We start from the raw sequence: 15725 nt of genomic DNA, 5'->3' as shown, positions 1-15725 counted from the left end.
ATCATGTACACGTTCGGGCGGGTGACGGTTTCCCTTGAGTGCCGCGAAGTCTGCGTCGACGGGCAGCCCCGGTATATCGGCGCCCGGGCATTCGAGATTCTCGAGCTGCTGGTGAAGGCGGCCGGCAGGCTCGTGTCGAAGGACGAGATCATGCAAGCCGTGTGGCCGAACACGATCGTGGTCGAGAACAACATCCAGGTGCACATCTCGACGCTGCGCAAGCTGTTCGGCGGCAAGCACGGGTGGATACGGACCGAATCGGGCCGCGGTTATCGGCTCGCTCCGCCGGTCGACCCGGACCACGCCGAGCGCCTGCCGGCCGGATTCGAGCCGGCAGGCGGCGTCCGTGCGGGCGCGGTGCCGCGCAAATGTCCGCTGATCGGCCGGGAGCAGGAAGCGGCCGAGTTGCACGTGCTGCTCGAGCGAGAGGCGCTCGTCACGCTGGTCGGCCCCGGCGGCGTCGGCAAGACACATCTCGCGCTGGATGTCGCCACGGCCTGGTCGGCGGTGCGCGGCATCGAGATGGTCCGGATCGATCTCGCCGGCTGGCAGGGCGACGCGACGGTGGCGTCGGCGGTGCTGGACGCGCTCGACCTGCCGGGCAGCCCCGGCGCCGAACCCGCCGACGTCGTGCGTGCGATCGGCGAGCAGCGCGTCATGCTGGTGCTCGACAATGCCGAGCAGCACGTCGACGATCTGGCGGACCTCTGCGAAGCGATCGCGGAGGCGAATGCCGGCGCGACACTCGTCGTGACCAGCCGCGAACCCTTGCGTGTCGCGGGCGAACGCGTTTATCGCGTCGGCCCGCTGCCGGCGCCGCCGGCCGGCGCGAACGACGGCGAGATCGTCGCGTGCGGCGCCGTCCGCATGTTTCTGGCGCGGGCTCGCGCGATGGGCACCGACATGCCCGCGGACACGAAGACGCTGGACGCGATCGCGACCATCTGCCGCCGCCTGAGCGGCCTGCCGCTCGCGCTCGAGCTCGGCGCGGCCCGGGTCGCGTTGCTCGGGATCCAGGGGCTGGCAGCCGATCTCGACAAGTCCGTCCTGTCGTTGTCCGGCGGCCTGCGTACGGCCCATCCGCGCCAGCAGACCCTCAGGGCCACGATCGAATGGAGCTATCGGCTGCTCGACGATGCGGAGCGCACCGTGCTGTGCCGCATCGCGGTGTTTCCGGATGCGTTCCGGCTCGATGCGGCGTGCGCGCTGGCTGCCTGCGACGAACTGGGCGCCGCCCGGGTGCTCGACTGCCTGGCCAGTCTTGCATCGAAATCGCTGCTGGTCGTTCATTCGGTCGGGCTCTCGAAGCGCTATTCGCTGCTGGAGGTCGTGCGCGCGTATGCGCTCGAGAAGCTGGCGGAGTCGGGCGAGGCCGGCCGCGTCCATGCCCGGTGTGCGTCCTTCGTCGGCGAGGAACGCGCGGATACACTGCCGCCGACGCCGGCAGCGCCCGCGCAACCGCTGCTGGTGGCAGGACCGTGGGCATGACACACGGGTTGTGCGGGCGTCGCGCGCGGCGGTGACGCCTGTCGATGCGGCGCAAGCCGCGTCGCGATGTTCTGGATTGACAAAATTCTCAGGTTCTCATTTCATGGCCATTGTTTGCATCATCGATGACGATGCGTCGGTCCGTAAGAGTCTTGCCAGCTTGCTGAAATCGGCTGGCCATACCGCACTGCCATTCGCGTCGGGCGAGGAATTCCTCGCGGCCGGCCCGCTGGACGGCGCGGCTTGCGTGCTGGTCGATCTGAAGATGAAGGGTATGAGCGGTCTCGACGTTCAACGCCTGCTGGTTCAGCGCAAGGCGATGCTTCCGGTCATCTTGATGTCGGCGCACGGCGACGACGAGTCGGTGCGCCGCGCGCTCGCGCAAGGCGCGGTCGCGTTCCTGCGCAAGCCGTTTCCATCGGACGATATGCTCAACCTGATCGATCAGGTCGCATCCGGCGCGCCTCCCGCGTGAGCGGCGGCCCGTCGACCGGCCGCGCCGCGTGAGGCGTGGCGGTTCCGCTCGGCTTTTTCTTAGTTTATCATTCGATAATGAAGCGGATGCATACACAGGGAATGCAATGACGAGCACGCTGGACATGACGTCGGCCGGCAACCGGGGCGCGGGCGATTCCGCGCCGATCGTCTATGTGGTCGACGACGACGAAACGCTGCGGCGCGCGTTGAGCGCACTGTTGCGTTCGGCGGGGTTTCGCGTCGAGACGTTCGCGTCGTCGCGGGCGTTTCTCGCGTTCGAGCGGCCCGACGTGCCGAGCTGCCTGATCCTCGACGTGCGTCTTGTCGACGAGAGCGGGCTGGCCGTTCAGGAGGAAGCGGTACGTGCGGGCCTGAACGTGCCGATCCTGTTCATGACCGGTTACGGCGACGTGGCCACGACGGTCAAGGCGATGAAGGGCGGCGCGCTCGATTTCCTGACGAAGCCGTTCGACGACGAAGCGATGCTCGATGCCGTCGGCCATGCGCTGGCCCGCGACGGCGAGCGCCTCGAGCGCGAGCGCGCGCTGGACGCGGTGCGCCAGGCCTATGCGTCGTTGACGCCGCGCGAACGCGAAGTGATGAGCCAGGTGGTCGCGGGCCTGATGAACAAGCAGATCGCGGCGAATCTCGGCCTGCAGGAAATCACGGTGAAGGTGCATCGGGCCCAGGTGATGAAGAAGATGCAGGTTCGCACGCTGCCGGATCTCGTGCGGCAAGCCGAAGCGCTGGGCGTGCGCCCGGCCGGCGCACGCGACTGAGCGGGCGTGCCGGCGCGGTCGACGTAACGGCGCCGGCTTCGGCGGGCAGGGCCGCGATGACGCGGGCGACGGCGTTCATGCGGCCACTTCGCTGTCGGCATCCGCGGCGTGCGTGACGACGTGCGCGTCGCGCCGCGCTGCCGGTCGGGCGTCGGGGCTGCCGTCGAACGCGGCGACGAGATGTTCGGCGAGCGTTCTGATGCGCACGGGCAGGTTCCGGCGCGAGTGATAGAGCAGCGACGCGCCGAGATCGCCGACCTGCCAGTCGGGCAGCAGGCGAACGAGTTCGCCGTCGCGCTCGAGCGGCCGCGCGAGATGCTCCGGAAGCACGGCGAAGCCGGTGCCGCGCGTCGTCGCGAGAATCAGCGTATCGAGGCAGTTCGAGCGGATCGCGCCGGCCAGCCGTATCTCGGCGGTCGCGCCGGTACGCCGGTGCCGCAGCGGCCATGCCGAGCCGCCGCTACCCGGTTTGCTGCCGTGCGCATCCATGCGTTCGAGTGCCTGCGGCGTGTCCGCCGTGCCGCCTGCGGCCCGATACCGCGGGCTCGCGTATAGGCCCATCGGGATGCGCCCGAGGTCCCGCTCGACGCACGTCAGACTCGACGTTCGTTCGGTGACGATCGACAGATCCGTTGCGCCGCTCAGGGCCGCGCTCGGGTGATCGACCCAGTCGACGCGGATTCGCACGAGCGGATGCTGCCGATTGAACTCGGCCAGGACGGGCACCAGGCGATCTACGCCGAACAGGTTCGAGACCTCGATCGAGATATCGCCTTGCATCTCGCTTGCATTGGCGTGACAGCATACGGAAAAGTGCTCGTACTGCTGCAGCAACGCGAGCGCCTGCTCGAGCACGTCCTGACCCACGCGCGTCAGCGTCACTTTGCGCGTCGTGCGGTGAAACAGCAGCACGCCGAGCGACGTCTCGAGGCACCGGATCGCGCGGCTGATGCAGGGGACGCCGAGCCGGTGGGCCTCGGCGGCTTTCGTGAAGCTGCCTTGTTCGGCAACCGTCTTGAGTATCTCGAGTGTTTTCAGGCGATCCATGACAGGTCTCGCTTCCGTGGATTCGTATGTGACCAATCTATGCGGCACACCGGTACCGGGCAACACAAAAAACGTTAGGTAAGCTTAAGAGCGATATGAAAATACGTGAGACCGTTTGAACGGAAGTCGAGGGCGCGTTGATGTTTTTTTCAGAACCGGTCCGCGCGATTCGCGACGTCCGACGGTCTCGCCGCGGGCGGTGTCCACCCGCCGCCCAGCGCGCGCACGAGATTGACCGTCGCGATCGCGAGTGCCTGGCGGCTATGAATCAGCTGGCGCCGCGCATTCAGTGCGTCCCGGTCCGCGTCGATGACCTCGAGATAACTGACGTAGCCGTGCCCGTAACGGTTCAGCGACAATCGCGCCGCCGCTTCGGTGGCGCGCGCCGCGCTGTCGTAGCGAACGATCCGCTCTTTCTGCGCGGCGATGTCGTTGAGTGCGTCCTGAACCTCGCGCAGCGCGCTCAGCGCGGTCGCGCGATAGTTCGCGTCGGCGAGTTCCGCGCCTGCCTTCGCGGCGGCCACCGCGGCTTCGCGCTTGCCGCCGTCGAATACCGTTTCGGCCACGCTCGCGCCGAGGCCCCATAGCGAACTGTTGCGGTCGAGAAACGTGCCGAGGTCGCGGCTGGCGAACCCGCCCTGGGCGGTCAGCGTCAAGGTCGGAAGCCACGCGGTGCGGGCGACGCCGATTTCGAGCGATGCCGCGTCGACGCGGCGCGCCGCCGCATAGACGTCCGGCCGTTGCGCGAGCAGCGCGGACGGCAGGCCGGGCGGCACCTCCGGCACGCGCATGGCGGAGGCGGTCGGCGCGACCGAGAATGCGCTCGGCGAGACGCCGGTCAGCACGGCGAGCGCGTCGACGAGGTTTTCGCGCAGCCGCCGGCTGTCCGCGAGATCGGCGCGAGCCGTATCGAGATCGGCTGCCGCACGCAGCGCATCGAGATCGCTTGCCGCGCCGGCCCGCACGCGCGCGGCGATCACATCGAGTGCGGTGCGTCGCAGTTCGATCGCGCGGGCCAGCGTCGCGAGATCCTGCTCGACGAAATGGAGCGTCAGGTAATCGCTCGCGACGTCGGTCGCGACGCGCAGGCGAACGGCCGCGCGATCCGCGTCTGCCTGCAGCACGTTCTGCCGGCCGATCTCCGCATCGCCGCGCAGGCGCCCCCACAGATCGACTTCATAGCTGGCGTTGAACGGCACCGACCAGTTGTGCATCGTGCGTTTCGGCAACGCGTTGTCGACCGTGCCGGATACGCGCGAGCGGCTGAACGACGGATCGACGCCGACGGTCGGCGCCAGTGCGGCTTCGCGCACGCCGAGCAGCGCCTGCGCCTGGTCGACGCGCGCCGCGGCGGCGCGGATGTCGTGGTTGCCGGCGAGCGCGGCATCGACGAGCGCGACGAGCGGCGGAGCGCCGAACGATGCGGGCCATTCGACGAGCGACGGTGCGGGTTCGTCGGGCCCATCCGCATGGCGGAACCGGTCGGCTCCGACCGCGACGGGGGCGAGCGGCTGCGGCGCGATCGTGCACGCGCTCAGTAGGCCGGCGGCGAGCAGGGCGGCGATGCGGGTCATGGCTGCGTGCGGCCGCGTTGCAGCGAGACGACGACCGACAGGCCGGGCCGAATGCGCGGTTCGGCCGAGGCCGGGCCGTCCAGCAGGATCTTGACCGGCACCCGCTGCGTGACCTTCGTGAAGTTGCCGGTCGCGTTGTCGGGCGGCAACAGCGCAAATTGCCCGCCGGTCGCGGGCGACAGGCTGTCGACGTGCCCGCTGAAGGTCCGGTCCGGCAGCGCGTCGAAGCGCAACTGCACGACGTCGCCGGCGCGAACGTGCCGGAGCTGGGTTTCGCGGAAGTTCGCGACCACCCACGGGTGCGGTTCGACGAGCGTGAGCAGCGCCTGGCCGGGCGCGACATGCTCGCCGGTCTCGACGGTCTTCTTGCCGACGTAGCCGTCCGACGGCGCCACGACGGTCGTGTACTGGCGCTGGAGCTCCGCATCGCGCAACTCGGCGTCGTTCTGGTTCGACACGGCATCGGCGGCCTGCAGCGCGGCCTGCGCGCTGCGCCGCTGCGCGTCGGCCGCCTCGATGCGTGCGCGGGCGGACTTGCGCGCCGCGTTGGCGGCGTCGAATTCCTGCTGCGACAATCCGCGCGGGGTTTCGCGGGTCAGTTCGCGTGCCCGTGCGTAGTCGAGCTCGGCCTTTTCGGCGTCGGCATGCGCCGACACGAGCGTCGCTTCCGCTTGCTCGACCAGCGCCTTCGCGCGGCTCGCATCGGAGCGCGCCTGCGCGACGCGGGCCCGCTGCAGCGCGACGCGCACGTCGAAATCGCGCGGGTCGAGCCGCACGAGCGGGGCGCCCGCGTGCACGAACTGGTTGTCGTTCACCAGCACGCGCTCGACCGTGCCGGCCACGCGCGGCGAGATCACGTGCAGGTGGCCCGTCACGTACGCGTCGTCGGTGCCGCGATCATGCGCGTCGAATTCATAGACCAGCAGCGCGACGAGCAACAGCGCGCATCCGGCGATCGATACGATCGGCCATTTGCGCGAGCGCGCGGCGGAAGTGGGCGGCGTGTCCGGCGGGTTCGTGGTCACGATCGGGATACTCCATCGAAAAGACAGGGTTTGTCGCATCGCGCTATGCTTGCGCGAGCTTTTTGTGCGGGAGCCGCTCGACGATGAACACCACGTTCGCCCCCGGTGGCGCGACACCGGGGCCGGCCGCAGCGCCGGCCTCCGACATACCGACGTTTCGTTCGATCGCCGCGATCGCGGCCGTGCTGCTCGGCGCGATCATCGCGACCTTGACGTCGCGCATCACGTCGCTCGGGCTCGCCGACATACGCGGTGCGCTCGGCGTCGGGTTCGACGAGGGCGCGTGGATCAACACCGCGTTCATCGCGTCGCAGATGTTCGTCGGGCCGCTCGCGATCGCGGCGGCCTTCGTGTTCGGCACGCGTCGCGTGCTGCTGGCGGGCGCCGCGGTATTTCTGGTCGTCGAAAGCGTGCTGCCGCTGTGCACGAACTTCGGCACGTTCATCGTGTTCCAGAGCCTGGCCGGTTTCGCGTCCGGCGTGTTCGTGCCGCTGACCGTCGGGTTCGTCGTCCGCACGCTGCCGCCGCGGCTGATTCCGTTCGGCATCGCCGCGTATGCGATGAACCTCGAGATGTCGCTCAACCTGTCGGCGACGCTCGAAGGGTGGTACAGCGAACACCTGAGTTGGCGCTGGCTGTTCTGGCAGAACGCATTGCTGACCGTGCCGTTCATCGTCTGCCTGATGCTGTCGCTGTCCACCGAGCCGATCAAGCGCATCGCGTCCGGTATCGATACGCGCGGCATGCTGCTCGGCGCCGGCGGGTTCGCGTGCCTGTGCATCGCGCTCGATCAGGGCGAGCGGCTGTTCTGGTTCCAGTCGCCGCTGATCGTCGCGCTGCTGTGCATCGGCATCGTGATGGTGGCCGCGTTCCTGATCCACGAACTGACGTCGCGACGGGCCGGGCTCGATCTCGGCTACCTCGCGCTGCCCAACGTCGCGTTGCTGATCCTGCTCGTCGGCCTCGTGCGCTTTACCGTGCTCAACACGAGCTTCATTCCGTCGGCGTTTCTCGCGAGCACCTACGGGCTTCGACCGCTGCAGATCGGCGATACGCTGCGCTGGATCGCGATGCCGCAGCTGCTGTTCGCGCCGTGCGTGGCGTGGCTGCTGCAACGCGTCGATCCGCGCCGGCTGATCGTGGCCGGCTTCGCGATGGTGGCGGTCGCGTTCGCGCTCGGCGCGCGCCTCACGCCCGTCTGGGCCGAACCCGATTTCATCCCGTCGCAGCTGCTGCAGGCGCTGGGGCAGACGATGGCACTCACGTCGGTCGTGTTCTTTTTCGGCAAGCACGCGACGGCCGAGCATGTACTGACGTTCGGCGCCGTCGTGCAGACGACGCGCCTGCTGAGCGGGCAGCTCGGCACGACGTCGATCGCGGTGATCCAGCGCATCATGGAGGCTACCCATTCGAATCTCGTCGGTCTGCATGTCACGCTGTCGGATCCGCAAACGCTGGAGCGCCTGCGGGCCGGCGCGGCGTTGCTCGTGTCGCACGGCGCGACCTTCGCGACCGGCGACCAGGCGGCTTATGCGCTGCTCGACCGGGCGGTTCGCATCCAGGCGACCACGCTTGCGCTGGCCGACAATTTTCGTGTCGCGACGGCTTTCGCGGTCGCGGGGGTGTTGATCGGCTTGCTGCTCAGGCCGGCGCGTGCGTCGTGAGCGTGCGGCGCCGGATCGGCGGATATGCCGCATCGACGATCCTGGCGATCGCGCTCGCCGCAACGCAACGGCGGCGACCTGAAAAATCCTGAAACGTGCTGAAGGGCGCGCCGGCCTGAAGGCCGGGAGGCCGGGAGGCCGGGCGCGCCGTGCCGCGATGCTTACGCCTTCAGGAACGCGAGCAGTTCGGCATTGATCCGGTCGGCGTTGACGACGCACATCCCGTGCGCGCCGCCGGGGATCACCTTGAGTTGCGCGCGCTTCACGATCTTCGCGGACAGGCGGGCCGAATCGTCGATCGGCACGATCTGGTCGTCGTCGCCGTGCAGGATCAGCGTCGGGACGTCGATCTTCTTCAGGTCTTCGGTGTAGTCGACCTCGGAGAATTCCTTGACGCACAGATACTGGCCATAGACGCCGCCCATCATGCCCTGCGCCCAGAATGCGTCGATCGTGCCCTGCGATACCTTGGCGTCCGGACGGTTGAAGCCGAAGAACGGCACGGCGAGATCCTTGTAGAACTGCGAGCGGTTCTCGGCGACGTTCTTGCGGATCCCGTCGAATACGTCCATCGGCAGGCCGCCGGGATTGGACGCCGATTTCACCATCTGCGGCGGCACGGCGCCGATCAGCACGGCCTTCGACACGCGCTTCGTGCCGTGGCGCCCGATGTAGTGCGCGACTTCGCCGCCGCCGGTGGAATGGCCGACGAGCGTGGCTTCGCGCAGGTCGAGCGCATCCATCAGCGCCGCCAGATCGTCGGCATACGTGTCCATGTCGTTGCCGTGCGACGGCTGGCTCGAGCGGCCGTGACCGCGGCGATCGTGCGCGATCACGCGATAGCCGTGCTGCACGAGGAACAGCATCTGCGGGTCCCACGCGTCGGCGCACAGCGGCCAGCCGTGCGAGAAGACGACCGGGCGGCCGCTGCCCCAGTCCTTGAAGTAAATCTGCGTACCGTCTTTGGTGGTGATCGTGTTCATCGCATGAGCTCCTTGATGGGCGGAAGCGGCGTGTTTGGGGGCGGCAGCGGCGGCAGCAGCCGGCAGCGCGGCGGCTGCAACGGCGGTCGCGCCGGCAAGCAGCATGTCTCGGCGACGCGCCGAGGGAACGGCGTCGATATCTGCTGGACGCATTGGGACTCCTTGAACGTGCGGTGGAACGATGCCGCGTTGGATGGATGGTGCGGACCTGCCCGCATGCGGCAATCGCGCCGGCAGCCGGCGTGGGTTCGCGGTCGCGGGCCGGCAGGCGCGCAAGTGTTAGCGAACGAACGCCGACAGGAGCCTATCGCGGGGTCATGCAGCCTGTACTGAAATCGCGCTGAATTTTCATGAAGGCGGTCGCGGCGCAAGCCGCGCGAACGCACCGGCCAGAAAAATTAAGCCCGGAATCAAGACTCTTCAGCGGCGGCTCGTTATTGTCAGCATCAGGTCATCCCGTCGCGGGTCTTGCCAGTTCGTGCCGGCGGATGACGACCGCAATGCGGGCGGGTGCGATACATCCGCGCCCTTTGCCACTTGCCTGGGTACGCCGCCATGGACGAATTCAATCGCTGGGAACACGTGATGACGCTGCTCGACCCGTCGCCGGCTGCGAGCCGCTGTGCGCCGTCGCATCTTCGCGACCCGGAACCCGTACGCCGTCGCCATCGCGACGATGCGCCGCCCGCGTCGAGCGGCGGCGTGCGCCGCCGTTGCGCGATCGTCGCCGCCGAGCGGCAGACCGATTCGTCGGTGTTGATATCGTGGAGCGATCCGACCCGCTGCCGCTACGACGAGCAGCGCTGGATCAGCGCAAAATCCCGCGCCCTCGGCCGCTGCGCGCTGACCGGCATCACGATTCATACCGGCGATGCAATCTACAAGCCGCAGTGGCGCGGAGCGAAGCGCCCCGCGAACTACCGGGAGGTGATCCTCGCGTCCGAACTGGATCGGTTCATCGTCAGGCTGTCCCGTTCATGACCCGGAACGGTGCGCCCCATCCGTCGGCCATCGCCGGCGGCCGCTGCTTTTTCACCGCTGAGGAATCTTCATGAGCACGTTCACGACACGCGACGGCGTTTCGATCCACTACAAGGACTGGGGCGCAGGGCGCCCGGTCGTATTCATTCACGGCTGGCCGTTGAATGCGGACATGTGGGACGTCCAGATGCATCATCTCGCATCGAACGGCTTTCGCTGCATCGCCTACGACCGGCGCGGCTTCGGCCGATCCGGCCAGCCGTGGACGGGATACGACTACGACACGCTGGCGGACGATCTCGCGACGCTGATCGAGACGCTCGGGCTGCGCGACGTGATGCTCGTCGGCTTTTCGATGGGCGGCGGCGAAGTGGCACGCTACATCGGCCGGCACGGCACGCGACACATCGCGAAGGCCGTGCTGGTCGGGTCGGTGACGCCGCTGGTCGCGCGGCGCGACGACCATCCGGACGGTGTCGACGTGGCCGTGTTCGACGGTATTCGCGCGGGCATCGTGGCCGACCGCGCGGCCTTCTTCGAGAACTTCTGGCCGCTGTTCACCGGTTCGAACCGGGCCGCTTCGACGATCTCGCGCGCCGCGCTCGACTGGACGTCGTTCATGGCGCTGCAGGGCGGATTGAAGGGGACGCTCGATTGCGTCGGCGCGTTTTCCGAAACCGATTTCAGGGCGGATCTCGACAAGTTCGACGTGCCGACGCTCGTGATTCACGGCGACGACGACCAGACGGTGCCGCTCGCGCTCACGGGCGCCGCCGCCGCGAAGCGCGTGCCGCACGCGACGCTGAGCGTCTACGAGGGCGGGCCGCATGCGCTGTATCTGACGCACGCGCAACGATTGAACGACGAACTGCTGGCGTTCGCCCGCGCATGACCCGGCGGGGATGACGCGGCGGAGTGGGCCCGGCCGACCGGACGGCTCACTCCGTCCATTTCGACCCGAGCACCAGGCCGCAGAAATTCGTCCGACGATAGTCCGGGTCGCAACGCTCGAGCACGTCGGCGCCGACGTTGCCGAACGCAGCGGCAGGGCGATGCGCGGTGCCCGCGGCGAGCACTTCGAGGAACAGCTCCTTGAAACACGGGCCGCGCGGCCACGCGTTCACGATCTCGTCGCGTTCGGATCGGCTCACTTCGTCGAAATGACGCGCAAAGAGATCCGTCTCGACACCTGCGCCGAGCAACGCCGTCAACGGCGTCATGTACGGGTGAATGCCGAAGGTCGTGTGCAGGGCGATCGCACGCCAGACCTCTTCCGCATCGCCGGCGGCGACGCCGTATCCGCAGAGGAATGCGTGAGCGGCATTCGCGCCGTCGATTTCGAAGCGCCGGCGCGAATCCCGGTAGCGCTCCGTCAGCCCGAAGTCATGGAACAGCGCGGCGACGTACAGCAGTTCGGCGTCGAATGCGATGCCGCGACGCAGCCCGATGATCGACGCAAACGCGAACACGCGCATCGCGTGCCGGAACAGGAGTTCCGGTTCGCCGGCGCGCACGGTCGTGGCGGCCTCCCGTGCGATCGGGCCGTCGGGAATCCGGATGCCGGCGATACGGTTGCCCATGGTCGTGTTCCTCGCGGCGTGACGGCGGTCGCTCGACGCTGGCGCCATCGAACCATCGTCGCGCGCCGCGCCGCTGAATGTCCTGAGCGGCGCCTGAATCGTTCTGAACGGAAAATCCGACCGGCTCTCGCGCCCGGAATCGATTTCGACGCGCTTTGCACGTCGCTTTTACCTGGTTTTTTTTGCAAGTCATTCGAACTGCGATTTCAATTAACGAGATCGCGAAATCGATTCCGGCCAATCGGCCGTTTTATCCGAGAAAACGGGTTCGCGGATAAACGAATGTTTTGCATATTGAAAATGCAGGATGTCGTGGTGCGCCGTGCCGGACGGCATACGCGCATGCCCGGGAGGCGTCGCGGCGATCACGGTTCTCGTCGATTCAAAAAATTTGCTCCTTCCGTTCTGATAATTTGAATCATTTCATTGGGCAAATGCCGTAGCATGGCACCAAACCGGTGTCATTTCTGACAGGGCATCAATGAATGAAGTCGATTAAGAATTTCCATGATCAGGATTGGAACACTTCACGTTTTTCTCGACAGACGTGAAATTCGCTCGAACGGCAAACTGCTGCGCATCGGCAGCCGCGCATTCGAAATTCTCGAACTCCTGATTCGGGCGAATGGCGCATTGGTATCGAAAGACGAAATCATGCAGCGTGTGTGGCCGCACACGATCGTGGAGGAAAACAACCTGCAGGTGCATATCGCCGCGTTGCGCAAGGCGCTGGCCGGCGACCGGAACCTGATCGTCACGGTGCCGGGGCGCGGCTATCGGCTGGTCGGCGCCCAGGCCGAAGGCGCGGCGGCCGTGCGTCCCGCGGCGTCGCGGCTGACCGCCGCGCCGACCGCGCTCGTCGGCCGCGAGCAGACCGTCGCCGACGTCCTCGCGGCGCTCGACACCGCGCGCGTCGTGACGCTGGTCGGGGCGGGCGGCATCGGCAAGACGCGGGTCGCGCTCGAAGCGGCCATGCGGGCCGAGGCGAGTTTTCCGGAGGGTGCCGCGTTCGTGTCGCTGGCCACGGTTGCGTGTCCGCAATTCGTGCCCGCCGCGCTGGCGGGTGCGTTCGGCATCGTGCAGCTGGCCGGATCGCTGACGCTCGAAGCGGTGCTGGCCAGCGTGGCGAACCGCCGGATGCTGCTGGTGCTCGACAATTGCGAACATCTGCTCGATGCCGCCGCGCAGATCGCGACTGCATTGACCGAGTCCGACGCCGGATTGTGCGTCCTCGCGACCAGCCGCGAGGCGCTGCGTATCCAGGGCGAGCGGCTGTGTCCGATTCCGCCGCTCGATGTGCCCTGCGAAGGCGCCGACGATGCCGAGATCCTGCGCGCAAGCGCGGTGCAACTGTTCTCGGCGCGTGCGCGCGCCGCCGACCCTCGCTTTCCGCTCCATGGACGCAGCGTGTCGCTGATGGCGTCGGTATGCCGGCGTCTCGACGGTCTCCCGCTCGCCATCGAACTGGCTGCGGCCCGAGCGGCCGTGCTCGGCATCGATGTGCTGGCCGCGCATCTCGACGATCACTTCAGGTTGCTGACCGGCGGTTTTCGTACGGCATTGCCGCGTCATCAGACGCTGCAGGCGATGTACGACTGGAGCTACCGCCTGCTCGGGGACGCGGAGCGCCTGCTGTTGCGGTGGCTCGGCGTGTTCCGCGACAGCTTCTCGATCGACGCGGTGCGGGAGATCGTCGGCACGAAGGGGCTGGTCGATGCGGACCTGCTCGACACGATCGCCGGCCTCGTCTCGAAGTCGCTCCTGAGCCTCGAGAGCGCGCACGGCGCGCCGCGCTACCGGCTGCTGACCACGACGCGCGCGTATGCGCTGCAGCAGCTCGCGAACAACGGCGAATGCGCGGCCGCGGCACTCGCGCATGCGAACTACTTCCATAGGTTGTTCAGGCTTGCGCCCGGTGGCGACGACGCGCCGCGGGCCGAATCGCGGCTCGACGTGATCCGGCGCGAACTCGGCAATCTGCGCGCGGCGCTCGACTGGGCGTTTTCGCCGAACGGCGATGCGGAGGTCGGCATCGCAATGGCGGCTGTCGCGGTCCCGTGCCTGTTCGACCTGTCACTGGTGGACGAATGTCGCGAACGGGCGCGTGCGGCGCTCGATGCAATGCGGAATATGGACGAGACGCGGGCGCGCGAGGATGCGCGCGTGCGCCTGCTGGCCGCCTATGCCGCCGCGCTCGCCCATACGTCGGGGCCGACGCGGGGCGTGCACGACGCCTGGTCAGAACTGCACGCGCTCGGGGGCGACGCGGACGAGGCCGGGTTGCCGGCGCGCGAACCGTAACGGCGCGCGCCGCTGCCGAATTCAGAACGTTTCAGCCTGAACTCAGGACTTGGCCGGCCGGTGCGTCTACATTGCATGCATGGAGACCGTCGGCGATTGGCGCGCGGGCAGCAGACCGGCTCGCACCGCCGCTTGTCGATATCCCGATGCCACCGAATGCCGGCGTGGGGCGGCGATCGGCACATGTCGTGCCGCGGCGACTTCGCGCGTCATCGAACGACTACCGCATGAAACCTGTCCAGTCCGACCTTTCACGCCACGATTCGCCGCGGGCGGCCGCTCGCCGGATCGGGTAGCGCGAGCCATGCGATCGCGCGGGTTTCCCGCCAGTCGCGCAGCGCGCACGCGGCCCGTTCCGGCATGCTGAACCTGTTCGTCACGGTCGCCTACGGCGCACCGATCGTCGTTGCCGACCTCGTTGCGTGGCGGTTGCTCGGGCCAGGCCGTTCGACGACGAAAGCGGTCTGGCGCTGCGCGTCGTTCGCCGCGCTGACCTATGTGCTGTTCGCCACCGGCGTGAGCCCGCTCGCGGTGCCACCGTCGCCCGACCGGTTCGACCGGCTCGCGATCCAGGCGATCGGTGTCGCATGGTGGCTGCAATGCGCGCTGGTGTTCAGCCTGATGCTCAATCATCTGCTGCTGCCGCGCGCATGGCGCAACCAGCGGCTGTTTCACGACATCGCCGCGGGCGCCGTGTTCGGTGCGGCCGCGGTGGCCGCGCTGGGCTACGTACTGGGCCTGCCGCTGAGCGGCCTGGTCGCGACCTCGGGCGCCGTGGCCGTGATCCTCGGCCTGGCCGTCCAGAACACGCTGAACGACGTGTTCTCGGGCCTCGTGCTGAATACCACCCAGCCGTTTCGCCTGGGCGATACGGTGGCCATCGGCGAACTGGAAGGGCGGATAGTCGAAAGCAACTGGCGCGCGACCAAGCTGATCAACAGCCTCGGCAACCTGGTCGTCGTGCCGAACAGCACGGCGGCGAAGGCGACGATCGTCAACCTGAGCGAACCCGCGAGCGTGCACGGCGTGACACTGACGATCGAGATCGATCCGGCAGTTAGGCCGGCCGTCGTCGTCGATGCGCTCGACCGCGCTGCCGCCAGTTCGCTGGACGTGCTGGCCAGTCCCGCACCGATCTCGGTCGTCAAGGCCTTCAAGACCAATTCCGTCGAATACGAACTCGTCTGTTACGTCGACGCGCTGCAAAAAAAGGTGGCGGTGCGTAACCGGCTCTACGATCTGGCCCACCGGCATCTCGCCGCCGCGGACATCGCGCTGCGCCCGCTCGGCGGGACGGCCGAGGCGCACCGGCCGGCTTCGAGCGGTCAACGGCTGCTGCGCGCGGTCGAACTCTTCAGGCAACTCGGCGACGAGGATCTGGCGGTGCTGGCCGATGCGCTGGCGTCGCGCGTATTCCACAAAGGGGACGTGATCTACGCGTCGAATTCCGATACGCGCCTGCTGACGATCGTCGGGTCCGGTGTCGCGTCGGTGTTCGTGCCGGGCGCGACGGGCGACATCGAGGTCAGGCGGATGGTGCCCGGCGACGCGATCGGCCAGTCCGTCGTGCTGGCCGGCACGCAACTTCATGCGAGCGTCTACGCGGTGACGGCCGTGACGGCCTATCAGTTGAGCAGCCGCGACCTGTCGCCGCTGCTCGCGAGGAAACCCGAACTCGGACGGCTGATGTGCGAATCCCTTAACGAACACATCGCGACCGAGGAAAAGATGATGATCCCGCCGGCCGCGAAGGCGCATGCGTCGTTCAATCTGATCGAGTGGCTCGAGAAGGAGATGAAGCGCCTTCACGATTCGTTCGGCTGACG

At 67.8% G+C, this 15725-nt stretch carries 13 protein-coding genes; 8 read left to right on the top strand and 5 right to left on the bottom strand.

Features of this window, described 5'->3' with window-relative positions:
* The first annotated feature begins 3 nt into the window (after positions 1-3).
* The 3 genes from ACNQQL_RS13880 to ACNQQL_RS13870 all read left to right on the top strand — a co-directional run bounded on the left by ACNQQL_RS13880 (position 4) and on the right by ACNQQL_RS13870 (position 2744).
* Positions 4-1488, top strand: a complete 1485-nt coding sequence (locus ACNQQL_RS13880; RefSeq protein WP_204420705.1) for a winged helix-turn-helix domain-containing protein — start codon at positions 4-6, stop codon at positions 1486-1488.
* Between the two features lie 31 nt (positions 1489-1519).
* Positions 1520-1963, top strand: coding sequence for a response regulator transcription factor (locus ACNQQL_RS13875; protein WP_256260627.1), 444 nt, complete (start codon positions 1520-1522; stop codon positions 1961-1963).
* Between the two features lie 106 nt (positions 1964-2069).
* Positions 2070-2744 (top strand): response regulator transcription factor, encoded by a 675-nt coding sequence (locus ACNQQL_RS13870; RefSeq protein ID WP_072437961.1) that lies wholly within the window; start codon positions 2070-2072, stop codon positions 2742-2744.
* Positions 2745-2819: 75 nt separating this feature from the next.
* On the opposite strand, the gene ACNQQL_RS13865 is transcribed toward ACNQQL_RS13870, so the two are convergent.
* The 3 genes from ACNQQL_RS13865 to ACNQQL_RS13855 all read right to left on the bottom strand — a co-directional run bounded on the left by ACNQQL_RS13865 (position 2820) and on the right by ACNQQL_RS13855 (position 6429).
* Positions 2820-3791 (bottom strand): LysR family transcriptional regulator, encoded by a 972-nt coding sequence (locus ACNQQL_RS13865; RefSeq protein ID WP_072437962.1) that lies wholly within the window; start codon positions 3789-3791, stop codon positions 2820-2822.
* A gap of 149 nt (positions 3792-3940) precedes the next feature.
* Positions 3941-5365, bottom strand: coding sequence for an efflux transporter outer membrane subunit (locus ACNQQL_RS13860; protein WP_072437963.1), 1425 nt, complete (start codon positions 5363-5365; stop codon positions 3941-3943).
* Positions 5362-6429 (bottom strand): HlyD family secretion protein, encoded by a 1068-nt coding sequence (locus ACNQQL_RS13855; RefSeq protein WP_347064426.1) that lies wholly within the window; start codon positions 6427-6429, stop codon positions 5362-5364. The genes ACNQQL_RS13860 and ACNQQL_RS13855 overlap by 4 nt, the downstream gene beginning before the upstream one ends.
* Before the next feature lie 44 nt (positions 6430-6473).
* On the opposite strand from ACNQQL_RS13855, the gene ACNQQL_RS13850 reads away from it, so the two are divergent.
* A complete protein-coding gene (locus ACNQQL_RS13850) occupies positions 6474-8054 on the top strand; it encodes an MFS transporter (RefSeq protein WP_072437965.1) in 1581 nt (526 codons plus the stop codon).
* 161 nt (positions 8055-8215) lie between these two features.
* Here ACNQQL_RS13850 and ACNQQL_RS13845 read toward each other — a convergent pair whose 3' ends face one another.
* Positions 8216-9037 (bottom strand): alpha/beta hydrolase, encoded by an 822-nt coding sequence (locus tag ACNQQL_RS13845; RefSeq protein WP_347064425.1) that lies wholly within the window; start codon positions 9035-9037, stop codon positions 8216-8218.
* 555 nt (positions 9038-9592) lie between these two features.
* Between ACNQQL_RS13845 and ACNQQL_RS13840 the strand changes: the two genes are divergently transcribed.
* Positions 9593-10018, top strand: a complete 426-nt coding sequence (locus tag ACNQQL_RS13840) for a DUF3331 domain-containing protein (protein ID WP_072437967.1) — start codon at positions 9593-9595, stop codon at positions 10016-10018.
* 70 nt (positions 10019-10088) lie between these two features.
* Positions 10089-10910 carry an alpha/beta hydrolase gene (locus ACNQQL_RS13835; RefSeq protein ID WP_347064424.1) on the top strand — a complete coding sequence of 274 codons (822 nt, stop codon included), beginning with the start codon at positions 10089-10091 and terminating at the stop codon, positions 10908-10910.
* A gap of 46 nt (positions 10911-10956) precedes the next feature.
* Here the strand turns inward: ACNQQL_RS13835 and ACNQQL_RS13830 are convergent, their stop codons facing one another.
* The gene (locus ACNQQL_RS13830; protein ID WP_347064423.1) at positions 10957-11598 is read right to left on the bottom strand and encodes an HD domain-containing protein; all 642 of its coding nucleotides are present in this window, start codon (positions 11596-11598) and stop codon (positions 10957-10959) included.
* Positions 11599-12105: 507 nt separating this feature from the next.
* Between ACNQQL_RS13830 and ACNQQL_RS13825 the strand changes: the two genes are divergently transcribed.
* Together ACNQQL_RS13825 and ACNQQL_RS13820 are read left to right on the top strand one after the other, a co-directional pair.
* Positions 12106-13899, top strand: a complete 1794-nt coding sequence (locus ACNQQL_RS13825; protein ID WP_347064422.1) for a winged helix-turn-helix domain-containing protein — start codon at positions 12106-12108, stop codon at positions 13897-13899.
* A 360-nt stretch (positions 13900-14259) separates the two neighbouring features.
* Positions 14260-15723 carry a mechanosensitive ion channel family protein gene (locus ACNQQL_RS13820; protein WP_347064421.1) on the top strand — a complete coding sequence of 488 codons (1464 nt, stop codon included), beginning with the start codon at positions 14260-14262 and terminating at the stop codon, positions 15721-15723.
* Positions 15724-15725: the final 2 nt, after the last annotated feature.

Source organism: Burkholderia sp. LFS061 (assembly GCF_047978125.1).
In the GTDB taxonomy this organism is placed as follows: domain Bacteria; phylum Pseudomonadota; class Gammaproteobacteria; order Burkholderiales; family Burkholderiaceae; genus Burkholderia; species Burkholderia pyrrocinia_C.
The sequence above is the reverse complement of the archived record's forward strand: the minus strand, read 5'-3'. Positions and strand labels throughout refer to the sequence as shown.